We start from the raw sequence: 23,956 nt of genomic DNA, 5'->3' as shown, positions 1-23,956 counted from the left end.
GGATCCGGGCGCGGTGGCGCTATTCGGCTTCTTCGAAGAAGGTCTCGACCTCGGTGATGCCCGCAGAGATGACCGGCACCAGGCGTTCGTCGATGCTGTAGGTTTCCCCGTCCTTGGCGAGCAGGCCGTAGTGGACCAGAGATTCCATGGCGGCCTGGGCCTCGGGCAGCACGGCGTCGTAGTTCTTCGGCCCGACATTGCGGCGCAGCCCTTCAAGGTCGCCATCGCGTCCGGTAGAGGCGGTGACCAGCAGGTTGCGCAGCACCAGGTAGTGGGCCTCGTCGCGCAGGGTGACGTCGAAGGTCGGATTCAGGTGGGCTTGGACGCAGCCGACGGCCATTTCAAAGAGGATCTGGGCGCTGGCGGCCTGATCGCCATCCACCATGAGGTCGTAGGATTCTTCGTCCAGGTTCATGGTCGGGCCATCGAAGTCCACCACGGACAGCCGGGCGGCGCCCCAGATGTAGGTGAAGACCAGCGGTGCCGGGCCTTCGGTGTCGAAGGACTGCGGATCCAGGCCCAGCGCGAGCAGCACCCGGGTGCGGGCCTGGATGCCGGCTTCGCTGTCATCGGACATGTCCACGCCGTCGCCCAGGGCCAGGGCGAAGGCCTTGACCTTGGTGAACAGCTCGGTGCCGCGCAGCAGTTCGCAGATTTCCGCGTCGCCCTCGGCAAAGCCGTCGAGGGTGTCCTCGAGCATTTCGCGCAGCGCCTCGAAGTTCTCCGGCGCCCCCTCCCAGAGCTTGTTCTCCTCCAGGAAGCTGAGGTAGTCCAGCCACGAGCTGAAGATCGGTTCCGGAGCCATGGTCTCGGGAATGCTCATCAGGTGCTCGGCCAGGGCTTCGCCGAAGAGGTCGATGTCGATATCGCGCAGGTTGGAGCTGCTGGCCTTTTGCGCGTATTCGGTGCCGACTGCCCCGATCACAAACAGCTGCATACTCGCCGCTGCGGCGGCATCTTCCGGGGAGAAGGCCGGGACCGTGGTCGCGACCCAGGCGGCGTAGTCCTCGCGCAGCGAATCAACATGCTGCTCTACCTGGATGCGGTACACGCTGCGTCCGCGCTGGGCGGATTTTGCTGGATTTCCCGCGCCGGAGTTCTTCTTGCTTTGACGCTTTTTGCTGGCCATGGGCGATCCTTTGGGTTCTCGATGGTGCGCTGTGCTTCAAGCCTACGGTGTCCGGGGAGAATCCATTGACCTATCGGTGCGAATCGGACAAGATGAGCAACAGAGGAACTTGGAAGTCCTAGCACCTGCGGTACGAGGGAGAACCGAATGAAGATCGCCGTTCTAATCAAGGAGGTCCCGGATACCGGGGCGGACCGTGCGCTGGATCAACAAACCGGCCTGGCTGATCGGGCCGCCTCGGAAGCGGTGCTTGATGAAATCGGCGAGCGCACGCTGGAAGTTGCGCTGAAGGTGCTGGATGCAGATCCGGAAACCCAGATCACGGTGCTGAGCATGGGACCGGATTCCATCCAGCCCACCCTCCGGAAGGCCTTGGCCATGGGGGCTGCCGACGCCGTGCAGATCACCGACGAACAGCTGCTCGGCGCCGATCTGGTGCTCACCGCTCAGGTGCTGGCAGCGGCCCTGCGCCGCCACGAGTACGATCTGGTCCTCGCCGGGAACATGTCCACCGATGGCTCGGCGGGAATGCTGCCGGTGATGCTGGCCGAACTGCTGTCCCTGCCCGCCGCCACCTCGCTGTCCGAGATCTCCATCGCCGACGGGGTGCTCTCCGGCACCCGGGAGCTGGAGTCAGCCACCGCCAAGGTCAGCACCCCGCTGCCGGCGATCGCCTCGATCACCGAGGCCCTGCCCGATGCCCGCTTCCCGAACTTCAAGGGCATCATGGCCGCCAAGAAGAAGCCGATCGAGGTCCTATCCCTGGCCGATCTGGGAGTTGAAGCGCTGCCGGCAGATACCGCCCGGTCGATCATGCTCTCGGTGAGCCAGCGGCCGCCCCGCGAGGCCGGCACCATCATGAATGACGACGGACAGGCCGGTGCGGCGCTGGTCGAATTCCTTGCGAAGAACAATCTGGTGTGAACGGAAAGATGACCATGACGAGTTTTGCCCCGGATTCCATCCTGGTATTCCTGGAGACCACTGCCGCTGGCGAGCTGGCGAAAAATAGTGCCGAGCTGCTTGGCGCGGCCGGCGGCGTTGGCACCCCGGTGGCGGTCATTGCCGCGGCCGGAGAGAATCTCGAAGCCCTTGCCGCCCAGGCCGCCGAGGCCGGTGCCGCGGCGGTACTGACCGCGAACGTCGAGTCCGCGGTGCCCACTTCCCCGCTGGCCGATGTTTTGCAGCAGGCCTACGAAGTGGTGCAGCCGCAGGCGGTGCTCCTGGGCCATAGCCTGGCCTCGCGCGAGGTGGCGGCCCGTTTCGCGGTGCGCAATAAATTGGCCTTGAGCGTGGATGCGCTCGGAGTCCAGCGTGATGACCAGGGTGTTATCGCCAGCCACTCAATCTATGGCGGGGCCTACTCGACGAGCAGCGCCCCGACCTTCGGCGCCCCGGTGATCACTGTGCGCGTGGGCAGCATCGAGGCCCGTGCCCAAGCCCAGGATCTGGCGCTCACCGCCTTGCAGGTGCCCGGGAGCAATAGCCCTGAGATCCAGGTGCAGGAGGTCAGCAAGGCCGAGGCCGATTCGGCCCGACCCGAATTGCGCACGGCCACCCGGGTGGTTTCCGGCGGACGCGGCCTGGGCAGTGCCGAGCAGTTTGAGCTGGTGTACCAGCTGGCCGACGCCCTGGGAGCCGGCGTGGGGGCATCGCGCGCCGCGGTGGATGCCGGGTTCATCGAGCATGGAGCGCAGGTTGGCCAGACCGGCGTTGCGGTTTCCCCGCAGCTCTACGTGGCACTGGGCATTTCCGGAGCCATCCAGCATAAGGCCGGAATGCAGACCGCCAAGACCATTGTCGCCATCAACAAGGATGGCGATGCGCCCATCTTTGAAATCGCCGACTTTGGCATTGTTGGCGACGTCTTCAAAGTGGTTCCCCAGGTGATTTCAGCGCTGGAAGCACGCAAGGCGCAGTAGCCATGAGCCCAGCATCCAAGAGCCTGAGACAGGGGCTGCCCCGGATTCCCGGCGGCGATCCGTGGCCACCGCTACAAGTTCAGGGCACAGCTGCCCCGGAGGTCGCGGAAGTTATTGCCGAGCCGGCACCGGCTGCGGCGGCACCAGCTGCAGCAGCACCCAAGCAAGCGCTGCGCCAGGGACTGCCGCGAGTTGCTGGAGCAGATCCTTGGCCGCCGTCCGGCACACCGGCGAGTACAGCAACAAGCGCGCCCAAGGCCCAGCCTTCACCGCCAGCAACGATGCAAAAACCAACGCCAGATCCAACCCCGGCGGCGGTACCTGAACCCGCCGCAGAACCTGCCCGACTCGAAGTTTCCAGTGCGGTTGCGGCCAGCCCGGATTCCCCCGTGATTCGGCGGGGCCTGCCCCGGGTGGCCGATGGCCAGCCCTGGCCGCCAAGCAGCTTCATCGCAGCGCCGCTAACCACGCCTGCCCCTCCAACCACGGCTGTCCCTCCGGATGCCGAGGAGGCTCCAGCCGCGGCACGGGTTGTTGCAGAGCCTGCGGCCATGACGCAACAGGAGGCAGCGCCGCCTGTTAAGCCTGCGGCAGTTCAGCCTCCTGCCACGGCGCCGACCCAGGCACCCGCGCCCGCGCCAACCACGCCAACGTCGACCAAGCCAGCCAAGGCAGAGCCGAAACGCCATGGCCCGCTGACCAGCAAACAGTGGGTGCTCGCAGGTGTTCTCGGTGCATTCTGTGCCTTGGGCATGGCTACCGCGGTGGTTCTGGTAGCTCGCGGCATCACCAGTATCGAATCGGTCGCGGCCTTTATCCAGCGCTACCCCGGCGAATACCATTTGCCCGAGTCGGCGCCCGTGGGAGTGCCCGCATGGCTCGCGTGGAACCACTTCTTCAACTTTTTCCTGATGGTCCTGATCATCCGTTCCGGGTTGCTGGTGCGGCACCAGAAAAAGCCGCCGGCCTACTGGTCCTCCAAGCGCAGCCCCAAAATCAGCATCAATCTCTGGCTGCACCTGAGCCTGGATCTGCTGTGGATTATCAACGGCCTGGTGTTCATCGCAGTGCTCTTCGCCTCGGGACATTGGATGAGGATTGTCCCGACCTCCTGGGAGGTGTTCCCGAACGCGCTTTCGGCGGCCCTGCAGTATCTGACGCTGGATTGGCCCACGGAAAACGGCTGGGTGAACTACAACTCGCTGCAGCAACTGGCCTACTTCATCACCGTATTTCTTGCTGCACCGCTGGCAGCGGTCACCGGATTCCGCTTAAGCGCTTTCTGGCCCAAAAACCCGGCGCTGGGCAAGAGATACCCCATCGAGGCAGCACGCGCCTTGCACTTCCCCACCATGCTCTACTTCGTCGTATTCATCCTTGTCCATGTGATTCTGGTGTTCTCCACCGGGGCCTTGCGCAACTTGAACCACATGTACGCCGCTCAGGGTTCTGCAGATCCGACGCAGTACGCGGGCAACTGGGCAGGATTGCTCTACTTTGCCCTTTCGCTGCTGGTCATCACCGGTGCATGGATTGCTTGCAAGCCGGTGGTTCTTGCCTCCATTGCGCGCTTCTTCGGAAAGGTCAGTTCACGATAGCCGAACCAAAACTTGCTTCTGGCGCAAATTCCCTCGCGCGAGGAGCTAGAAGACGGATAAGGTCGCTTCAGTACACTTGCCACGCAACCAGAGGAGCAAAACCATGGGCCACCACCACCACAGCGCCGAAGAATTAGACGGCGTTGCTTTCTGGGAAAACCACTACGGGCAATCCGAGCGCATATGGTCCGGCAAGGTCAACCAGGTCATTGAAAATCTCGTGTCGCCACTGACGCCGGGAACCTCATTGGACATTGGCTGCGGAGAAGGCGGCGATGTCCTGTGGCTCGCTACGCACGGGTGGCAGGCCACGGGGCTGGACATCTCGCCCACCGCCATCAGCCGCGCCCGCGAAGAAGCCAGGAAACACGGGATTGCCGAACCTGCCGCACAGTTTGTCGCTTCCGACCTCGGCCAATGGGACACCGGCAAGGTTTTTGATCTGGTCACCCTGAGCTTCTTCCAGGCACCTTTCGAGTTCCCCCGCGCAGATTTCCTGCGCAAGGCCGCCAGCTTCGTGGCCCCTGGCGGCCACCTGCTTGCGCTGTCGCACGCTGCGCGCCCTTCATGGGCTCCGCCGGTGGATCACGAACTTCCTGCATTCCCGACTCCGGCCGAAGAACTCGAAGCGCTATCGCTGGATCTGGACCAGTGGAACATCGTGCAGGCCGAGATCGTAGAGCGCAGCATCATCGCTCCGACCGGCGAACCGGCGGTTATGGAAGATTCCGTGGTGTTCGTCCAGCGCAAGGCCTGAAAAGAAGTGATCCCCCAGCCTGCGCAGCTGGAGGATCACTGGTGGCATAGATTCCCACACGGATCTATGCCTGCTTGAGCGCGCTAACTGGTTGATAGTCACGCAAAACTACAGACTTGCGAACCATCGCACGCAAATCTTCGACCTTCTCGCCACCCTGCGGCATCGCTCGCAGCTGCACCAGCACATTTCCCAACGCGGTGCATTCCACAGGCCCGGCAATGACCGGCACCCGAGCGAGGTCAGCGGTGCGCTGGCAGAGCAGTTCACCCTGCGACCCGCCGCCGACAATATGGATCTCCTCCAGCTCGAATCCGCCCAGCCGGGCCGCTTCATGGGCTTGGGCGGCAAAGCTGGCGGCCAACGATTCGAGAACCACGCGGATCAGCTCGGCAGGAGTTTCAGGCGCTGATCCGCCAGCAAGGGCGATCGCGTCGCTGATGCGTGCCGGCATCTGCCCCGGGGCAAGAAACTGCTCATTTTGCGGATCGATCAGCACCTGCGGCACAGGCAGCGTCGCGGCCTGGCTGAGCAGGTCGGCCAAGTGAATTTCCGGCTGGCCGGCCAGCTCGGCTTGCTGGTTCCAGTAGCTCACCGATTCGCTGAGCAAGAAGGTTCCGGTGACGTTCTTGAGGAACCGCACCGATCCATCCAGGCCCAGTTCATTGGTGAATCCGGCTGCCTGGGCTTGGGCCGTGAGCACCGGATCGGCCAGTTCTACTCCGACTAGTCCCCAGGTCCCGCAGGAGATGTACGCTGACTTTTCGCCCGTTAGCGGGGTCGCCGCGACGGCACTGGCGGTGTCGTGCGAAGCAACGGCCACCACCTGCACAGAGCCTGCGGCGCCGAATTCCCGGGCCAGCTCGGGGCGCAAGGCACCGACCTCCTCTCCCGGATGCACCATCTGGGCAACCTTGCCGGCAACCCCAAGCGCCTGCGCCAGTGGCTCATCCCAGGAACCGGTGCGCTGGTTAAGCAGCCCCGTAGTGGAAGCATTGGTCCACTCGCAGCGAGCCTGGCCGGTCAGCAGCCAGTTGACGTAGTCGGGCACGAGAAGCAGCTGGTCTGCCGATTCCAACCGGCTATCCTGCTGCTCGGCCTGCAGCTGGTACACGGTGTTGAACGGCAGGAATTGCAGCCCATTGCGTTCGAAAAGCTCGACCCGGCTGAACTTGTGTTCCAGGTCGGGAACGGCGAGCTCATTGCGCGGATCCCGGTAGTGGCGCACTTGCCCCAGGCGCTGCCCATCCTTGAGCAGCGCATAGTCCACAGCCCAGGAGTCGACCCCGATGCTGGAAATGTCCGGGCGCAGTTCAAAGGCCTTCTTGAGCCCCTGGCGGATCTGCGACCACAACTCATCGATATCCCAGGCCAAGGCCTGCGCCGGGGCATCGGCCTGCAGCCGGGCCAGCGGCACCGGCCCGTTGGCGAATCGGCGGACGAGGGTCAGCTGGACCTTCCCGTCCACCAGCTCGCCAATCATGACCCGGCCGCTGGTGGCGCCCAGGTCAATGGCTGCGACCGGGGTTCCCGTTTCTTTCTGGCTCATCGCAGGAACGCTGCAGCAACCCCAGAATCCACTGGAATGTGCAACCCTGTGGTGCGGGTTAATTCGGGTCCGGTCAGTACATATACCGCATCGGCAATATTTTCCGGGATGACCTCGCGCTTGAGGATCGTGCGGTTTGCGTAGAACTGGCCCAGGTCCTCTTCGGCTACGCCATAGGTCGCGGCGCGCTGGGCGCCCCATCCCGAGGAGAAGATCCCCGAACCGCGAACGACGCCATCTGGATTGATGCCATTCACCCGGACACCATGCTCGCCCAGTTCAACGGCCAGCAATCGCACCTGGTGCGCCTGGTCCGCCTTGGTCGCGGAGTACGCGATATTGTTCGGGCCGGCAAAAACTGAATTCTTGGACGAGATGTAGATGATGTCCCCGCCGAGCTTCTGCTCAATCAGCACCTTGGCGGCGGCCTTGGAGACGAGGAACGAGCCCTTGGCCATCACGTCATGCTGCAAATCCCAGTCAGCTTCCGTAGTCTCCAGCAGCGACTTCGACAGTGACAGGCCGGCGTTGTTGACCACCAGATCCAGTCCGCCAAAGGCCAAAACGGCTTCATCGATAGCCGCCTGCACGGCGCCGGCATCGGCCACATTGGCGGCCACGCCGACGGCAACATCCGCATCGCCCAATTCAGCGGCCGCAGCTTGCGCCTTGGCCAAGTCGAGATCGGCGATCACCACGCAGGCTCCTTCGGCAGCAAGCCGCTTGGCCACGGCCTTGCCGATCCCCGAAGCGGCCCCGGTCACCAGTGCGATGCGCCCGGCATGGGACTTGGGCTGGGGCATGCGCTGCAGCTTGGCCTCTTCCAGCGCCCAGTATTCAATGCGGAATTTTTCCGCATCCGAAATCGGGGTGTAGCTCGACAGCGCTTCGGCGCCGCGCATGACGTTAATGGCGTTGAGGTAGAACTCGCCGGCTACCCGCGCGGTTTGCTTGTTGGCACCGTAGGAGAACATGCCCACGCCGGGAACCAGAACGATCAATGGGTCCGCGCCACGCATGGCCGGGGAGTTCTCGTCCTTGTGGGTCTCGTAGTAGCGCCGGTAGTCCTCGCGGTACTCCACGTGCAATTCGTTGAGCCGCTCCAGCTGCTCTTCGATGCTGGCCGAAGCCGGCAGATCCAGGACCAATGGCTTGATTTTGGTCCGCAGGAAATGATCTGGGCAGCTGGTGCCCAGTTCCGCGAGCTGCGCCAGCTTCTGGCGGGAAAGGAAGTCCAGGACTCGCTGATCATCGCAATAGTGGCCGACCATTGGCTTGTCGGCGCTGGCCAGGGAGCGGATGGTCGGGGCCAGTGCCGCGGCGCGGGTTCGGCGCTCGGAGTCAGGCATGGCCTCGAAGCCTGGAACGACTGCTCCAAATGGCTCAGGCGCCCCATGTTCCTGGATGTATGCGGCAGCGGTGTCGATGATCCACAGCGAATTGGCTTCGGACTCGTCGCTGGTATCGCCCCAGGCCGTGATTCCGTGGCCGCCCAGAATGCAGCCGATAGCTTGTGGATTCTCTTCCTTGATCCGCGCGATATCCAACCCGAGCTGGAAGCCTGGACGCCGCCAATCCACCCAAGCCACCTTGCCGCCGAAAATCTTGGCCGTAAGTTCCCGGCCATCCTTGGCGGTGGCAATGGCGATGCCGGAGTCAGGATGCAGGTGGTCGACGTGGTTGGCATTGACCAGTCCGTGCATGGCGGTGTCGATGGAGGGGGCTGCGCCGCCCTTGCCGTGCAGGCAGTAGTCGAATGCTGCCACCATTTCGTCTTCGCGGTCCACGCCGGGGTACACCTCAACCAGCGAACGCATCCGGTCCAAGCGCAGCGTGGACAGGCCCTTTTCGGTCAGCGTTCCCAGATCGCCACCGGATCCCTTGACCCACAGCAATTCGACGCTCTCCCCGGTGACCGGGTCGATGGCGCTGCCCTTGGCCGAGGTGTTGCCGCCGGCGTAATTGGTGTTCTTCTTGTCTTGGCCCAAACGGTTGGAGCGCTCGATGAGCTGAGCTGCCGTGCTGGTGCCCGTTGATGCGATGCTTTGTGTCATGATTCTCTCGGTAGTTCTTCTCGGGGATCCACGCAGGCGCTTACGCGTCGACCTTGTGGGGTGCGACCAGCTTGCCGTAGCGTGCTACTTCAATTTCTTCCAGGGACTTGCCGCGGGTTTCGGGAGCCCAGATGGTTCCGATCAGCAGGGCTGCGGCCAGCAGGCCCAGGATCAGCAGGCCGAGCTTTTCCAGGCCCATGCTGGTGAGCAGCACCGGGAAGACCAGCGAGAGCAGGCCGACCATAACGCGGGCGAGCATGAACAACATGCCCTGGGCGCTGGCGCGGTACGTGGTGGCGAACAGCTCCGCGGTCCACAGCCCATAGAAGGCCTGCGCGCCGATGCCGGCTGAAATGCCCCAGGCCACCGCGTAGAACAATAGCGAGAACGCTCCGGGCGGAACGAAGATCAGCACCGCCCAGGCCACGATGCCCAGCAGGGCCCCGGCGAAGTAGAGCCAGCGGCGCGAAACCCGGTCGCCATATTTCATGAAGCCGAAGTAGGTGGCCGCGGCGGTCAGCATCCAGACCAGGACCTGGAGCAGGTTCTGCTGGGTGGCCGATTCAACGCCGGCCGCTTCATAGACGCGCGGCTGGAAGATTCCGGCCTGGCCTGCCACGGTATTCCACAGTCCGTAGACACCGATCAGGAACAGCAGTGCCGACCAGTTCTTGCGTTCGGCCAGCAATCCGCGGATGCCGGAGAAGTAGGACAATTTGGTTCCATTGGCCAGCTCGGCGGCCCGCTGCTCTTTCCAGCGGGTGGATTCCGGCAGCCCTCGACGGACCCACCAGGTGACCGCGGCGACGATGAACAGGTGGAAGAAGATCAGCCGCGATCCGCTCACGCCCATCGGCTCGACCATGATGGCCAGGGCAAAGCCCACGGCCGGGCCAAAGGACCAGGCCAGCTGAGCGGTGCCCACATGGGCTGCGCGTGATTCCTCGGGCGCCTCTTCGGCGATGTAGGTCCAGGAAGCCGGGACGCCAGCGCCCACGGCGATGCCCATGAGCACCACTCCCACCACCAGCAGCGTGGTGTTGAAGGTGAAGGTGATCAGCAAGGCACCGATCATGAAGACCATCAGGTCATAGGTGTAGATGAATTTGCGGCCCAAGCGGTCGCACAATGGGCCGCCGATCATGGCGCCCAGCGCCGCGCCAAAGGCGTTGGCGGACACCGCGGCGATCACCCCGACCAGCGCGTCATCGAATCCGAATGCCGACTGCCACAGGCTCAGGCTGGTGGCCAGGGCGATAATGGCGCCGGCCTCGATGTAGTTGCTCATCGCCACCGCGATGGTGGCTTTCCATCCGGAGATGCCGCGCTTCGTTGCTGCGATACGCATTTATGCTCCCCATCCTGCTTGGACTCCGCCGACGCGTTCGGCTTCAATGCGGTTTTGGTAGTCCGATGAGCGGAAGGCCGCCATCGGGTCTGCTGGCAGGCCGCGTTCGGCTCGCCAGGCTTCAAGTTCCGAACGGACATCGGTGTAGAAGGCGTTCATGAAGATCTCGTTGGCGGCCAGCACGTCCCCGGAAATCTGCGCCTCGGTCAGTGCGACACGGTCGATCAGCAGGGCGCGGGCGGTCATTTCCTGGACGTTGAGCACGCTGCGGATCTGTCCCTGGATCTTGTTCTCGACATTGTGGCACTGGTCGAGCATGAAGGAAATGGTGCTCTGCTCCTCCAGCCCGCCACCGCGAATCACCTCGGCCATAATGCGGAAGAGCTGGTATGGATCCGCGGATCCGACGATGAGGTCATCGTCGGCGTAGAAGCGCGAGTTGAAGTCGAAGGAGCCCAGCTTGCCCAGGCGCAGCAGCTGCATCACGATGAATTCGATGTTGGTGCCCGGTGCGTGGTGCCCGGTGTCGAGGCAGACCATCGCGCGCTCCCCCAAGGCGGCGACCTGGGCGTAGGAGGTGCCCCAGTCGGGAACATCGGTGTGGTAGAAAGCCGGCTCGAAGAACTTGTACTCCAGCACCAGGCGCTGCTCGCCGGTGAGCCGGGCGTAGATTTCTGCCAGCGAATCCGCGAGGCGATCCTGGCGCCCGCGCATATCGGCCTGCCCGGGGTAGTTGGAGCCTTCCGCCAGCCAGATCTTCAGGTCCTGGCTGCCCGTTGCATCCATGACGTCAATGCATTCGAGGTGGTGGTCGATGGCTTTGCGGCGGATCTTTGGATCCTCGTGGGTCAGCGCACCGAACTTGTAGTCATCATCCTGGAAGGTATTGGAGTTGATGGTTCCCAGGCGCACGCCCAGATTTTCGGCATGGGTGCGCAGCGCGGTGAAGTCCTCGACCTTGTCCCATGGAATGTGCAGGGCCACCGAGGGCGCGAGGCCGGTGAGCCGGTGCACTTCGGCGGCATCGGCAATCTTTTCAAAGGGGTCTCGTGGCGTGCCCGCGGTGGAGTAGACCTTGAAGCGGGTGCCGGAGTTGCCGTAGGCCCACGAAGGGACCTCGATGGCCAGCCGGTTGAGGGTTTGCAGGTTCTCGGGGCTCAGCGTTGCGCCCATAGACCTCTCCATTTCTGTCAATGCGGTGAACTAGTTCTTGGTTGCTGGAAGGCTTGCCAGCTGGTCTTCGAGGTTGAATACTTCAGTGAGCCGTTGGGCCTGCTGGTCTGCGCGCCCGTCGAGGCTGACGAAGAATTGCGACATTTGCGCTTCCCATGCCGCGGTGCGCGGATCGGCGTCGAGGGCCGCTTGGGCCGCGTGATCATCGTCGGTTTCGTAGTAGCCGATAAGCAGCCCGTCACCACGCAGGAAGAGCGAGTAGTTCCGGCGCCCGGCCTCCTCGATGGCCTGGAGCATCTGCGGCCAGACTTCCCGGTGGCGTTCGATGTATTGATCCATCAGCTCGGGAAGAACTTGTAGCTGGAAGCAAACTCGCACGGGTTTTCCTTATCTGCGCCAAACGTCGATGTTAGTGGTGCCGGCGATTCCCTAATTCAAGAAATGAATCGTTTCAATCGCCCGACATATTGAGTGTAAGACACTTCACTCTGGAAGATCAAGCGGGATTTGCCGTCACCGTCGAAAAGTTTTGAAACCTTTCAATTGGTCCCTGCATTAAGCCGGCTGCCGCAGCCCGGGATATACTCGCAAGAGCAGCACCTTCGATCAGAACAGGAATTCTCTGTGGCCGTCAGCGTTAAGGAAGTCGCCGCCGAAGCCGGAGTTTCCGTGGGCACCGTTTCCAATGTGCTCAATCGCCCCGAGGTGGTCTCGGAACGCACCGTGGCCAAGGTGACCGCAGCCATTGAAAGGCTCGATTTTGTCCGCAACGATGCCGCCCGGCAATTGCGCGCAGGACACAGCCGGAACTTTGGGCTCGTGGTCCTCGACGGGCGCAACCCCTTCTTCATGGATGTCACCCAGGGCGCGCAGCACCGGGCCCTGGAAAACGGCTACACGGTGCTGATGGGTTCCAGCGACAACTCGCTCACCACCGAGCAGCAGCTGCTGGATCTCTTTGACGAGCAGCGCGTGGCCGGGGTGCTCATCTCCCCCATGCACAGCGACCTGAGCCGCCTCTGGAAAATTCGCGAGGCTGGCACCCCGGTGGTCCTGGTTGACCGAGGCAGCGGAGACCGCAGTTTCTCCTCCGTATCGGTCAACGACGTTGAAGGCGGCCGCATCGCGGTGCAGCATCTGGTTGATCTTGGCCGCAAGAAGATCGCGTTTGTCGGCGGACCGCAAAGCATCGTGCAGGTCCAGCACCGTCTCGAAGGAGCCCAGTCGGTCATCGCCGGCACCGCCGGAACCGTCCTCCAGCATATGCCAACCAGGCAATTGACAGTGCTGGAAGGGCGGGCCGCCGGCGAGCGCATCCTGGCCATGGATCCAGCTGAACGTCCCGATGGCGTTTTTGCCGCCAATGACCTGCTGGCCCTGGGCATCCTGCAAGCGCTCGTGATGTCCGGTTCGCTCCGTGTCCCCCAAGACATCGCACTGGTGGGCTACGACAACATCGACTTCGCCGAATCAGCGGTTGTCCCCATCACCACAGTGCGCCAGCCGGCCGAGGAAATCGGGCGCACCGCCGTTGACGTGCTGTTGCGCGAGTCGGAGGCAGGCGCAGACGCAGTGCGCGAACAGTTCGTTTTCACTCCGAAGCTTGTCATCCGCGAATCGACTGCGGGTGCAGGCACCGCGGGCTGATGGCTTGCTGATTGCTTCCTCAAAGCGGGCCCGGTGAAGATGCATCCACCGCGCATCTGATGCTAGGTTGGCCGTCCAGCCAACGAAAGGAACGGAAGCATGACTGCAAATAATCCGGAAGTATTCCTGGACAAGGACGAAGCCGAAGTGCCGGACGCCATCTCCGACCCTGCGCGCAATGATGAGGTCGGCCAGGACTGGACCGACGAGGGCGGGGCAACTCCCGATGGCGCTGCCATCGACGGCACCGACGACTGAATACCCGCGAGCCCCATTGCCGCGACGCACGCCAGCCGGTGGCCACAGGCGGCCATGCTAGCGTTTTCCGGTAGTACTGCTGCTGCCGCATCTTCCAGGGGACCTTCACGCTATGGCCAATCAACCAGACCTCAGTGCTGTCTCCCTGCCTCAGATCGCAGCTGTGATCACCGTGGTCGACTACGGATCGTTCACCGCGGCCGCAGACATCCTCGGCATCTCGCAGCCCTCGCTCTCCCGCCGGATCCAGTCCCTCGAACAGGGCCTGGGCCTGCCAATTTTCCGGGCCGCGGGGCGCACCATGCAGTTGACCGAGGCCGGCCGCGCCATCGTGCCGGCGGCGCGCCGGATCCTCGACGAGCTGGCCTCGATCAACGCCCTGGGTGCTTCGACCAGGGAACTGAAAACCGGTTCCCTGCGCATCGCAGGCCTGCCGTCGCTCATTGGCAGTGTACTGCCGGAGTATGCAGGCAAATTCCATCAGAAGCATCCCGGCGTGCATTTGGAAATCCTCAGCGTCCAGGACCACGATGAACTGGTGGAGGCGATTCGCCTGGGCAGCGCCGACGCGGCCTTCGGTGTCAGCCACGCAGTCCCCGCAGACCTGGAAACCCAACTGGTCTGCCACCAGGAATTCTCGGCAGTGCTCCCCGCAGGCCTGGACGGCGCCAACGAGCTCAACGCGCAGCTGCTAAGTAATTTGACCTTGGTCAGCCTGCCCCAGCCCACCTCCATCCGCAAGGTGACCGATGAGGTTTACCGTTCGCTTGGCTGCACCCCGCCGCGGGTCATCACCACGGTGCAGCGCGATGCCCTGGTGCCGCTGAGCATTGCCAGCGGCGGGATCACCATGATCCCCCGCACCATGGCCAGCACGGCGGAAGTCTATGGCGGAAAGCAGTTGCCGCTGCCAGCTGGAACCGGCCGGGCCATCGGCGTGATCTACCGGCGCGACCCGTTCCAGAATCCTGCGCTGGCAGAGTTCTTGCACTTCTTGTGAGCCATTGCACCGGCACGGGGGTATCCGCGCAGTGATGGGCCTGCGCGACCTGCCATAGCTTCGATGCATGGATCCGATCGCCAAATCTATTGGTGCAGTGCAAGGCTCTCGTGATCGTCTGGAGGTTGACCCATGACCAGATGAAGAACGCAGGAGGCCCCTAGATGACCGAGCTTCGAATCCGACCTCACCGCCGGCGCATCACGCTTCTGCTCGTCTTTGCACTGGTCATTGCCCTGGTTGTCGCCGCAAGCGGGCTCTGGTTCAAGCTGCAGGGCAACATCTCCACAGCATCCATGCGCAGCTCCGAATCCGCCGCTCCCGACTCCAGCCACGGGCTCAATCTCCTGCTGCTTGGCTCTGACACCCGCGACCTTGAAGCCTCCGGATTCGGCAAGGGCAGCGGTGCCCGCAGCGACTCCATGGTGCTGGTCCACGTGGCCGCAGGCAACAGGCGCATCGACGCGGTGCAGATTCCGCGTGACACCCTGGTTGACATGCCAGCCTGCGATGACACCGGGCATGGGTCCTTTTCCGGCGGCGTGGCAATGATCAACTCGGCGCTGAATTACGGTCCAGCCTGCTCGGTGGCCGCCGTTGAGGCGCTGACCGGGGTGCAGCTGAACCACTTCATCGAGATCAATTTCGAAGGCTTCATCTCCATTGTCGATGCCCTGGGCGGAGTCGATGTCTGCCTGCCGCAGCCCATGAAGGACCCCAAGGCCAAGCTCGACCTGCCAGCTGGCGACCAGAAGGTTAATGGCACCGATGCCCTGGCTCTGGCCCGGACCCGCCACGCGGTGGGCGATGGCAGCGACATCGCCCGGCTGGGCCACCAGCAAATGGTCATGTCTGCGATCGTCCAGCAGGCGACCAGCCGTGAAACGCTGGCCCGACCGGATCGGTTGTACTCGTTCCTGGACGCTGCGACCTCGTCCCTGACGGTTGACCCCGGCTTGAGCTCGCTCTCGGATCTCACGGCCCTGGCAGCCCGGGCCCAAGCGGTCCCTTCCGATGACATCACCTTCATGACCATGCCCTGGTCGCCGGCACCGCAGAACCGCAATCGCGTAGTCCCCTCCGCAGACGCAGAATCACTTTTTGCCAGCCTCCGGGAAGACTCGCCGGTCGCCCTCGCAGGCACAAAGTCCGGCAAGAAATCCGATGCTGATGCCGCGTCGGAAATTAATGACCGTGCGGCAGCCGTGCACATCACCAATGCTGCCCGGGTCGCGAATCTCGCCGGCGACTACGCCAAGAAGGCCAGCGAACAAGGGTACACGGTGTCCGGTGTCGGCAATGCCGCCAGCGTGCAGGGCGCTACCACCTTGCTGGCAGCCGACACCGATCAGGCGCAGCAAACCGCCATGGCCCTGGCCAAAGACTTGAACCTGGATCTCAAGCCGGTGACCGCGGCTATTGACGGTGTCCAGTTGCACCTGGGCCAGGACTACCAGAGCGTAGAGAAGCCGGAAAAGTCACCGGTGAAAACCACCAATCGCAAGGCCAGCCAAAGCCTGTGCGGCTAACCGTCCGAGTCTAGAACTCCGCGTCCAAGTTCTCGTTGATTTCCTCGATGCTGAACACTGCCGGATCGAAATCCTCGCCTGGGTATAGTGACGAGTCTTCAGGGACAACGTCCTGCATCATGGTCAGCGGCTGCTCATCCTTCAGCTCTTCGACCATCTCGTTCCAGTTCAGCGCTCCACCACTGTCTTCCAGCGGCCCCATACGGCGTCCACCGATGCACCGCGGCAGCTGGCCGTCATCGGCCTTGAGGACGTCCTCGACCTCGATGCCGATCCGCCAGTCATCGCCGAAGTCATACGCGTAGGCCAGGCGGTCCTTGGGCTGTTTGAACAGCTTGGAGAGGAGTACCGTCGACTCGTCGATATCGCTCTTCATATGCGGGTTCTGTGGACCATAACTGACCTTGTAGTTCTTCCCGTAGAACTGGTGCAGGTGCGTATCGGACCAGTCGAAGCTGATCTGGATGATGTCGTGCAGGTCGGCCAGATTCAGGTCAGCGGGCACCATCACGCGGCGCCAGATGGGCGGCTTGGCTTCGCGCAGGGTGAGCTTGAGCTGCAGCACTTTGCCCTTATACGGTTCGGTGCGCTTCAGGCGCTTGGGCTCTTCCTGGAGCTCTTCGGATTCCGCAAAAAAGTCTGCCACGTCCGGTTCCAAGGGTGCATCGCCTCCTGGTTCTTCGCTGTCGAGGTCGGTCAATGCCAGGCGGACAATGCCCGGAATGCCGTAGGTGCTTCCTTCGTTCACCAAGCCGAGGGAGCGCAACAGCTCCATGCGCTGATGCGCACCGGCCCAAGCAGCTTCCGGGAACAACTCGTCGCGGGCTGCAGCAACCGAATGCGCTTCGCCGTCAACCGCCTCCAGCAACCAGAGATTCGCGAGGCCCCACGACTCAAGTCCCGCCTGATCGCTGCGCTCTGGCTGCGCCAGAAGCAGGTCAAGGACGGTTTTGAGATAGGCGTAATTGCTCTCGAAGGAGGTTGCAGTGTCCGCTGCGATGAAGTCACGCGCGTTGTTGCCGTATTCCGGGACAGCAGCGGTTTTGGTGTCCAGCGCTCCAGCCCTTTCGAGGGCAGAAAGCAGCACCGCGGCAACGTTGTTCCGGCCCGGAGCATCTAGATCCTTCGGGAACAGCCCGCGTACAGTGTGAGCGGCTTGGGGAATGAATTCCGGGCCGGGACCAGCCGCCCAGTAGACATGGCCGGTGGTGGTGGCCCAGGCAAGGAGCACGCGGCCCATTTTGGAGACCTGCATTTGAGCGATTTCAGCCACCGCGGCCTCCGCGGTTTCCGGAACATCCAACGGCTTCTTTGCGCTTGGCTCGTTGAACGGGTCATCGGAATTGATCGATTCCAGCAGCCATTCAAGACCCGCTGGGTCACCATCCCATAGTCCGTTTTCGCGCAAGAAGTCCAGGTAGACGGTCCACGCGGTAAACACGAGATCGCGCAGTTCCCCGGAGTCATCATCCGGGTCCTCGGCTTCTTCAAATTCGATGGTCGCGGTCAGCACGGTGAAGAGCTGCGGCGGATCAAAATCGGTGACGCTGCGCAGTTCTAATGCCTCGGCATAGAAGCCCAGCGTTTCGCCCACTGCAGCCAACACCATGGGAGCCAGCTCGCTATCCCCATGCTGGGCTTCGAGCCACCGGGTGAACTGCACGGCGAGGGCGTCCAAACCGCGCTTCACTTTCGCCCGCTCTATTGAGATGACATCCCCTTGCAGGCGTGCCGGGTGCCCTTGCTTGGGCTTCTGCTTCTTCTTTTTCTTGGCCACCGAGCTGCTCCCCTGATCGCTTTTCTCTTACCTCTAGGCTACGTGCCAACTGGCTCATGAGAGGGGGAACGAACCGCGTTGCCTCAACAGCGAACAGCAAAGAGCCATCTGCCTGCATCACTGCTTCCGCATGACTCGGGAGACAAAGTTTCTCCCCTCCCAGCGACCCGTTGGAGCCTCCGGCCGATGGCACCTAGGACTTGAAGGAGCGCTGCATCTCCCCTTCGGCACTCAGGCGGGTTTGCTCGGCAACTTTGATGACTCGGTCAATGACGGTTCGCGTGCTGACCCTGGTCCGGGCTTCGGGCCGGGTCAGAATATCAATCTGGCGGCCAAGCGAGAGGTCCGCCAGTGGGCGGAGCACTACCTGTTCCCGGAAGTTCGGCATCAACCCGGTATATCGAGGCAGCAACCCGACTATTCGGGTCTCGGCAATAATCGCGGCGACCAGGTTGAACTCGTTCACGCGATGCGCGATCTGGATTGGGTTGCCGGCACTGGCGAACATCGCTTGCACGAGCAGCGGTTCCAGGGCGAACCCCTCATGCGCCGCGACCCAGGTTTCACCTGCGAGGTCAGCCAGGCACACGGTATCCTGCTGCGCCAAGGGATGCTCGCGGTGCAGTGCCACATCGATTGGCTCTTGCAGGACGGGCGTAACATGCACCCTGTTGCCCGGCCAGGATTCTGAGGCCAGCGGACGGTGCGCAATGACCACATCATGGTCGGAGACCAGGCTGGCGAACTCGCTGATTGAAACGTCTTCATCCCGGCAGCGGACCATGGGCCCCTCTGGATCGTTCAAGCCGCTGGCGATCAGCGCCGGAAACCAGGCAAGACCGGCACTGTGGAAGGCGGTAACGGAAACGGTCTGCCGGGATCCCTTCAGATACTCCGAGACGGAATTCTCGGCACGGGCAAGGGCCTCCAGCACTTCACCACCGGCATCCGCAAGCCGTTCTCCGGCCGGAGTGAGCACCAATACGCGGCCCCGTTGCTCGGTCAGCGGGATGGGCACGCTTCGTTGCAACGCAGCCAGCTGCTGCGATACGGCAGATGGGGACAAATGCAAGGCTTGGGACACCGCGGTAACAGAACCCCTGTCCCTTAGTTCGCGCAGGGTTCGAAGGTGATGCACTTCCATGAAGCTCAGCTTACTGGATGTTGAAGATAATGGCCGTTGTTCTTAACAGTTGAGCTTTCTACAGTAAAAATATGCCTAGTGTTCCACCCACAGCCCGCCGCGTCCTTCCCGATGTCCTGCTGCTGCTCATTGCAATAATGTGGGGCGGCAGCTACTTGGCAGCCCAGGACCTTGCGGCCGCCTCATCGGCCGCAGCCGTCATGTGCATCAGGTTCCTTCCCTCAGCGGCGATCCTGCTTTGCATCAATTTCGCCCGGCCCGCTGTTCGGCTCCGGGATTCGACACTGCCCGGCATCCTTCTGGGCATCTTGCGTACCGCGACCATTGCGCTGGAAACCATTGGCGTCACGCTCACCAGTGCCACCAATGCCGGACTCATCATCGCCGTTTCCATTCTCTTCACCCCGATCCTCGAATCCCTGCACGCCAAGAGGCGGCTTTCAGCATCTTTGATCGCCAGTGTCCTGCTTGCCCTGCTCGGGATTACGCTGCTCGTGGGCGGCAACGGATTTTCCGGGATCAATCCGGGAGATGGATTGATGCTCGCCGCTGCGGCCACTCGGGCCCTGCTCGGTGTTGCCGAGGCACGGTTCACCGTTGGCCGGAGAACCGATGTACTGGGGCTGACCACAGTTGAGATCGCTTTCGGAGCGGTAATTTTCACCGTATGGGGCAGCAATTCGTTGATGGAACATTTGCCGGGGTTCAGCATCGCGAACTGGTTGACCATTGTTTACCTCTGCTTGGGCTGCACCATCTTCGCCTTCCTGGGCCAGCTGTGGGCCACAAAGCACACGTCGGCTTCACGCGCCGGCATGCTTCTTGGCACAGAACCAGGATGGGCGCTCTTCGCCGGAGTACTTTTGGCTGGCGACAGGATCGGCACGCTGGGTTACCTAGGTGCACTGGTGCTTCTTGTTGCCACTTGATGGGGCGCACGGGCCGAACAGAGATGGCGGGAAGGAGCCCCAGCCATCAACAAGAACCTCGCTCAGGCAACAGCACAAGCTGGCGGAAACTGAGCTGGCGCGCAGAAGTTATCAATCCAGACCGCGCTGGTACCCATGACGAAATCTTTATTGCGCTAAGGCCCGCGTTGGTAGGGTGGCAACATGATCAATACTGCGCAATTGCACTCGGATCTCTCCCGCCTGGCTCGTGAAACTGCGGTGATGTCCGCTACGGTGCAGGCCTTGTCCGCCGAAGAATTAGCTGCCGGATCCTTGTGCGAGGGCTGGAGCCGCGCCCACGTCATCGCGCACCTGGCTTCCAATGGCCGCACCCTGGTGAAGCTTGTCGACTGGGCCATCAGTGGCGAGCCGCAAAAACTCTACGCCTCGCAGGAAGCTCGCAACGCCGAAATCGACCAGTTGGCCGCGCTGCCCCGCGAGGAACTGCTCGCTGCTTTCGACGAATCGGCCAACTACTTCGCGCAGCAGTGCGAGCGCCTGGCTGGTGAGCTGGCGGTGGAAGAAGTCGACCTGCACGGCAAGATCATCCCGGCCGCTGACATCGTGGCCTTGCGAATCACTGAAGTGGCCATCCACCATCACGACCTCGATACCGCCTGGACCATCGAGGAAGCCGATCCTGCTTCGCAAAAAGATGCCGTCCTGGCTGCGGTGCGCACCATGCGCGCCAAAAACGCTCCGGACATGACCCTTGTCAGCGAAGAAGGAGACACATGGGTCATCGGTGATGGCTCGTTGACGGTCCGAGCCAACCGCGCCGGCTTGGTTGAATGGCTGGCCCGGGGCAATACCCACAACATCGAGGCCGACGGCCCGATTCCCGGCCTTCCAACCTGGTAACCGCCTCGCCCAATGGCGCCCACCCGTGTTTTTGCCTGGCTAACCGGGAGAATGGGCATGGCCCGCTCGTCCAGCTGAAAAGGAACCGGTCTTGATCCCCGTTATTGTGCTCACCGGATATCTCGGAGCGGGCAAAACCAGTCTGCTCAATGGCTTGTTGACCCGTCCGGGAACCCGAGTTGGCGTGATCATAAACGATATCGGCAAGATCAATGTTGATACCGGCCTGATCACCGGGCAGATTGATGCCGCCGAATCCATTGCCGGCGGCTGCGTGTGCTGCCTTCCGGACAGTGGCGGGCTGGACGAGCTGCTGGAAAAGCTGGCCCAGCCAAAGCTCCGCTTGGACGCAATCATCGTTGAAGCCAGTGGCGCCGCCGATCCGATCAATGTGGATCGGCTCCTGCGCTACGGCAATGCGCCCGGGGTGCGCCCTGGAGGCATCATCGATGTCATCGACGCGGTGCAGCACAAACATACGGTGGACACCGCGGCCATGGCGCCTGCCCGCTTCACCGCGGCCAGCCTCGTGGTGGTCAACAAGCTGGATATGCTCCCGGAAAAGGCGAGGGACGCGGCCTTCGCGCGGATCAGAGACAGGGTCCGCGAGGCGAACCCGCAGGTGGCCATCGTTCCCGCTTCGCACGCTGCCATAGATCCTCAGCTGGTCTTTGATATCGCCATGAATGAAGATCCGTCGGATGAGCTTCCGCTGGCCGCTGCTTCACGGGCCGAACATGACCACAGCCATGCGCCGCATGCCCACGCAGTCACCGTGCCCTGCCCCGGGCCGGCAGATCCGGGAGCCCTGCTGGATCTTCTCGAGAACCCGCCGGCAGACGCTTACCGGCTCAAGGGCCACGTGAAATTGCGGACCGGCCGCGGCACGCAACGCTTTCTGGTCAACATGGTCGGATGGCAACCACATCTTCAGTTGGCCACACCAGGCTCTGACCCTGCCGATGACGCATTGGTAGCGGTTGGAGTGGAGTTGGATGAGCAACGGGTTGGCGACTTTTTACGTGCTGCGCTGCAGCCTTCAACTGCTGAACCGTCCTCGCAAGATCTCATCCGTCTTGAGCGTCGGTTGATCCTCAGTGCGCGGGTTGCCGACGAAGAATCTGTAAATAGCTGAAGCACTGTTTGTAATTAATGCTCAAGCCTGCGATTTCAAAAATCCCGTATTTACAGGGATCTAGACAGGTTGGTAGAAATTGTAGATCGACCCGAACGTAAGTGTTGACGAAGAAACGAAACTCTCTTCACAGCACTCATGACTGAAATCTTTGAGGTAATTCCGTTGGCCCCTGTCCCAATTTCTATTGGCACCGGGGTCGATTTTTGTCTCCATAAAGGGGTCATTCCGTGGCCCTTGACCAAGGTTCGAACTGGGCCTCTTGCGCATCCCAGTGTGACCAGCTGAGATGCAGAGGATTGGTTGCCCGGTGAGCCAGATTCAAGTGATCAGCGCGTTCAATAGATCAGCGCACTTCCATTGGGCTCAGTCTGCGCTGCAGAAGAACCGTTATAAAGGTACTGGAGGAAAGGGACTAAATTTCTTTGGTAGCAACGTTTTTCAACAGCCTCACAACGACAAGCCCCGTCAATAACAAGATTCCTGACCAGATCATCACTCCGACTTGAAACGCGCTAGGTTCACTGAATAATGCGGTCGTCGTCATGATTGCGACTATCGCACCAACGACCATAGCTGCAAAAGCAGTGTAAAAAGTTATCTTCATTGGTTCCCCTCCAAATGGACTAGAAGCTGGCTAAAAAGTAATCATTCTGTCGTTTAGCATTTTCGTCAACGCGACAATGGTCCGGGTCCTCCGCGTCGAAACCCTCGGCCACGGCGCGGATCGCCTTGTGCTGATATGGGCAGTCGGCCAGGCCGGCGGGATTGGCGGCCTTGGCCAGCGGCTTGCGCTGGGTGCGCCGGTCGACAGGCAGTTGCAGCTTGTCCCGGGTGTGGAATCCCAGGACCTCGCGCTCCGGGTAGCGGTTGTCCTCCCACGGCCAGTGGCGGTATCCATTGGAGTAGTAGATGACCGGCCGTTGCCTTTAGGCGCGTTCAAGGCAATCCGCGTAGAGCTTTGCCTGGTGCTTGCCCATCTGCGGATCGTTGCTGCTGCGTTTGACCTCCAGGATTGCAATAGAGTTCCACCGACATCCGTTGCAATGCAGTTGATACCAGCCTCTATTTGTTGGATCAGGTCCGACATTTCAGCGGCCTCTTCAACGGGCGCTACGGTGGTGGCATCCTTCTGCGTTGGCGGCAAAAAGACGCCAAAAGCCTTGTTGGCCTCCGTGAAACTTTCGACACCGCCCGGGTGTTGGGCGAACCACTGCCGTCCAGCTTCGTCGTCAAGGCCCTTGAGGAGCAGTAAGTAGGTGATCTGCTCACTGGCCTCCAACGGGTTCGAGATGCCTCCGGCCCAAAAAGCATTCCAAACGCTGTCTACTTGCGACGTCAATTCCACAGTAATCATGCTTTCCATCTATGTGGCGGTTGCCGATCCTTGTGGCGCGGTTCTACGTGGCTTTCTGCCCGGCCGGGCACTTCCCAGCACCGCGGAAAAGTCGTACCATTAAGTGGTACGAATAGTAGTTGGAGGTACCAAGATGTCCATCAGCGCAAGCGAAGCACGCAAGACGCTTTTTCCATTGATTGAACAAATCAACGATGATCGCCAAGCTGTCGAAATCGTGTCACGCAAGGGAAATGCCGTTCTCATGGCAGCAGATGAATACGCCGCCTGGCAGGAGACCGCGTACCTCTTCCGCTCGCCGGCCAATGCCCGGCGGCTCTTGGATGCCTACGAACGTGCACGGTCGGGAGTAACCGAGACCCACGAGCTCGACTGGGACGAATAAGTGCGGCTTGTCTGGGATCGTGCAGGATGGGACGACTATGTCCATTGGCAAACTGCCGACCGGCGCATTCTCAAGAGAGTCAACACCTTGATCGAAGCTTGCCTTCGGGATCCCTTCCAAGGCATTGGAAAGCCCGAACAGTTGAAATACGGGGCATCCGGCTCATGGTCCCGTCGAATTACCGATGAACACCGACTGGTCTACATCGTGATCGAAGAGGACTTGATTATCCTTCAAGCCCGATACCACTATTGAATGGCGTCCGGCCCATGTTGGCGTACCCCTTCGAGAAGCGGCGGAACCTAACTGATCAGCGATACTGTCTCACTCTTCGCGCCAAAGGATTATTTGGGCGCCATGGCTGGTCATACGACACCTGCACA

The 23,956-nt window shown here is 61.9% G+C and carries 22 protein-coding genes and 1 pseudogene; 14 read left to right on the top strand and 9 right to left on the bottom strand.

The genetic code is table 11. The features are described from left to right. Nucleotides 1-19: 19 nt before the first annotated feature. Nucleotides 20-1,129 (bottom strand): hypothetical protein, encoded by a 1,110-nt coding sequence (locus H6F58_RS00405; RefSeq protein WP_146276983.1) that lies wholly within the window; start codon nt 1,127-1,129, stop codon nt 20-22. 147 nt (nt 1,130-1,276) lie between these two features. Here H6F58_RS00405 and H6F58_RS00400 point away from each other — a divergent pair, with 147 nt between their 5' ends. From H6F58_RS00400 to H6F58_RS00385, 4 genes are all read left to right on the top strand, one after another. Continuing rightward, nucleotides 1,277-2,053 carry an electron transfer flavoprotein subunit beta/FixA family protein gene (locus H6F58_RS00400; protein WP_195180821.1) on the top strand — a complete coding sequence of 259 codons (777 nt, stop codon included), beginning with the start codon at nt 1,277-1,279 and terminating at the stop codon, nt 2,051-2,053. Between the two features lie 14 nt (nt 2,054-2,067). Further along, nucleotides 2,068-3,051 (top strand): electron transfer flavoprotein subunit alpha/FixB family protein, encoded by a 984-nt coding sequence (locus tag H6F58_RS00395; RefSeq protein ID WP_195181101.1) that lies wholly within the window; start codon nt 2,068-2,070, stop codon nt 3,049-3,051. Nucleotides 3,052-3,053: 2 nt separating this feature from the next. Further along, nucleotides 3,054-4,649 carry a cytochrome b/b6 domain-containing protein gene (locus H6F58_RS00390; RefSeq protein WP_195180820.1) on the top strand — a complete coding sequence of 532 codons (1,596 nt, stop codon included), beginning with the start codon at nt 3,054-3,056 and terminating at the stop codon, nt 4,647-4,649. A 103-nt stretch (nt 4,650-4,752) separates the two neighbouring features. Then, nucleotides 4,753-5,406, top strand: coding sequence for a class I SAM-dependent methyltransferase (locus H6F58_RS00385; RefSeq protein WP_195180819.1), 654 nt, complete (start codon nt 4,753-4,755; stop codon nt 5,404-5,406). Nucleotides 5,407-5,470: 64 nt separating this feature from the next. Here the strand turns inward: H6F58_RS00385 and H6F58_RS00380 are convergent, their stop codons facing one another. The 5 genes from H6F58_RS00380 to H6F58_RS00360 are packed head-to-tail and all read right to left on the bottom strand — an operon-like array spanning nt 5,471 to nt 11,908. After that, nucleotides 5,471-6,955 (bottom strand): rhamnulokinase family protein, encoded by a 1,485-nt coding sequence (locus H6F58_RS00380; RefSeq protein ID WP_195180818.1) that lies wholly within the window; start codon nt 6,953-6,955, stop codon nt 5,471-5,473. After that, the gene (locus H6F58_RS00375) at nt 6,952-9,009 is read right to left on the bottom strand and encodes a bifunctional aldolase/short-chain dehydrogenase (protein WP_195180817.1); all 2,058 of its coding nucleotides are present in this window, start codon (nt 9,007-9,009) and stop codon (nt 6,952-6,954) included. Before H6F58_RS00375 ends, H6F58_RS00380 begins: the two co-directional genes overlap by 4 nt. Nucleotides 9,010-9,049: 40 nt before the next feature. After that, on the bottom strand, nt 9,050-10,357 hold the full coding sequence (locus H6F58_RS00370) for an MFS transporter (protein ID WP_195180816.1): 1,308 nt from the start codon (nt 10,355-10,357) through the stop codon (nt 9,050-9,052). Continuing rightward, nucleotides 10,358-11,530 carry an L-rhamnose isomerase gene (gene rhaI / locus H6F58_RS00365; protein ID WP_146276997.1) on the bottom strand — a complete coding sequence of 391 codons (1,173 nt, stop codon included), beginning with the start codon at nt 11,528-11,530 and terminating at the stop codon, nt 10,358-10,360. 30 nt (nt 11,531-11,560) lie between these two features. After that, nucleotides 11,561-11,908, bottom strand: coding sequence for an L-rhamnose mutarotase (locus tag H6F58_RS00360; RefSeq protein ID WP_195180815.1), 348 nt, complete (start codon nt 11,906-11,908; stop codon nt 11,561-11,563). A 246-nt stretch (nt 11,909-12,154) separates the two neighbouring features. Here H6F58_RS00360 and H6F58_RS00355 point away from each other — a divergent pair, with 246 nt between their 5' ends. The 4 genes from H6F58_RS00355 to H6F58_RS00340 all read left to right on the top strand — a co-directional run bounded on the left by H6F58_RS00355 (nt 12,155) and on the right by H6F58_RS00340 (nt 15,964). Beyond that, on the top strand, nt 12,155-13,177 hold the full coding sequence (locus H6F58_RS00355; protein ID WP_195180814.1) for a LacI family DNA-binding transcriptional regulator: 1,023 nt from the start codon (nt 12,155-12,157) through the stop codon (nt 13,175-13,177). A 99-nt stretch (nt 13,178-13,276) separates the two neighbouring features. Continuing rightward, nucleotides 13,277-13,435 carry a hypothetical protein gene (locus H6F58_RS00350; RefSeq protein WP_171918759.1) on the top strand — a complete coding sequence of 53 codons (159 nt, stop codon included), beginning with the start codon at nt 13,277-13,279 and terminating at the stop codon, nt 13,433-13,435. Nucleotides 13,436-13,547: 112 nt separating this feature from the next. After that, nucleotides 13,548-14,435, top strand: a complete 888-nt coding sequence (locus H6F58_RS00345; RefSeq protein WP_060703091.1) for a LysR family transcriptional regulator — start codon at nt 13,548-13,550, stop codon at nt 14,433-14,435. Nucleotides 14,436-14,599: 164 nt separating this feature from the next. Then, the gene (locus H6F58_RS00340; protein ID WP_195180813.1) at nt 14,600-15,964 is read left to right on the top strand and encodes an LCP family protein; all 1,365 of its coding nucleotides are present in this window, start codon (nt 14,600-14,602) and stop codon (nt 15,962-15,964) included. A gap of 10 nt (nt 15,965-15,974) precedes the next feature. Here the strand turns inward: H6F58_RS00340 and H6F58_RS18355 are convergent, their stop codons facing one another. Together H6F58_RS18355 and H6F58_RS00330 are read right to left on the bottom strand one after the other, a co-directional pair. Beyond that, on the bottom strand, nt 15,975-17,741 hold the full coding sequence (locus tag H6F58_RS18355; protein WP_195180812.1) for a plasmid pRiA4b ORF-3 family protein: 1,767 nt from the start codon (nt 17,739-17,741) through the stop codon (nt 15,975-15,977). A 193-nt stretch (nt 17,742-17,934) separates the two neighbouring features. After that, nucleotides 17,935-18,885: a LysR family transcriptional regulator gene (locus tag H6F58_RS00330; RefSeq protein ID WP_195180811.1), complete on the bottom strand. Its 951-nt coding sequence runs from the start codon at nt 18,883-18,885 to the stop codon at nt 17,935-17,937. Between the two features lie 71 nt (nt 18,886-18,956). On the opposite strand from H6F58_RS00330, the gene H6F58_RS00325 reads away from it, so the two are divergent. The 4 genes from H6F58_RS00325 to H6F58_RS17885 all read left to right on the top strand — a co-directional run bounded on the left by H6F58_RS00325 (nt 18,957) and on the right by H6F58_RS17885 (nt 23,086). Then, nucleotides 18,957-19,814, top strand: coding sequence for a DMT family transporter (locus tag H6F58_RS00325; RefSeq protein ID WP_195180810.1), 858 nt, complete (start codon nt 18,957-18,959; stop codon nt 19,812-19,814). A gap of 183 nt (nt 19,815-19,997) precedes the next feature. Further along, nucleotides 19,998-20,696 carry a maleylpyruvate isomerase family mycothiol-dependent enzyme gene (locus H6F58_RS00320; protein WP_195180809.1) on the top strand — a complete coding sequence of 233 codons (699 nt, stop codon included), beginning with the start codon at nt 19,998-20,000 and terminating at the stop codon, nt 20,694-20,696. 91 nt (nt 20,697-20,787) lie between these two features. After that, nucleotides 20,788-21,831: a GTP-binding protein gene (locus H6F58_RS00315; RefSeq protein WP_195180808.1), complete on the top strand. Its 1,044-nt coding sequence runs from the start codon at nt 20,788-20,790 to the stop codon at nt 21,829-21,831. A gap of 1,072 nt (nt 21,832-22,903) precedes the next feature. After that, complete coding sequence (locus H6F58_RS17885; protein ID WP_206693371.1) at nt 22,904-23,086, top strand: hypothetical protein; 183 nt, start codon at nt 22,904-22,906, stop codon at nt 23,084-23,086. 22 nt (nt 23,087-23,108) lie between these two features. Here the strand turns inward: H6F58_RS17885 and H6F58_RS18045 are convergent. Continuing rightward, a pseudogene (locus H6F58_RS18045) lies at nt 23,109-23,188 on the bottom strand (hypothetical protein); the annotation flags it as partial. Between the two features lie 133 nt (nt 23,189-23,321). Between H6F58_RS18045 and H6F58_RS00310 the strand changes: the two are divergent. Together H6F58_RS00310 and H6F58_RS00305 are read left to right on the top strand one after the other, a co-directional pair. Further along, nucleotides 23,322-23,573 carry a type II toxin-antitoxin system prevent-host-death family antitoxin gene (locus H6F58_RS00310; protein WP_195180807.1) on the top strand — a complete coding sequence of 84 codons (252 nt, stop codon included), beginning with the start codon at nt 23,322-23,324 and terminating at the stop codon, nt 23,571-23,573. After that, the gene (locus H6F58_RS00305; protein WP_195180806.1) at nt 23,574-23,828 is read left to right on the top strand and encodes a Txe/YoeB family addiction module toxin; all 255 of its coding nucleotides are present in this window, start codon (nt 23,574-23,576) and stop codon (nt 23,826-23,828) included. The last annotated feature ends 128 nt before the right edge of the window (nt 23,829-23,956 follow it).

It is taken from the genome of Glutamicibacter sp. FBE19 (assembly GCF_015524875.1).
Lineage (GTDB): Bacteria > Actinomycetota > Actinomycetes > Actinomycetales > Micrococcaceae > Glutamicibacter > Glutamicibacter halophytocola.
The sequence above is the reverse complement of the archived record's forward strand: the minus strand, read 5'-3'. Positions and strand labels throughout refer to the sequence as shown.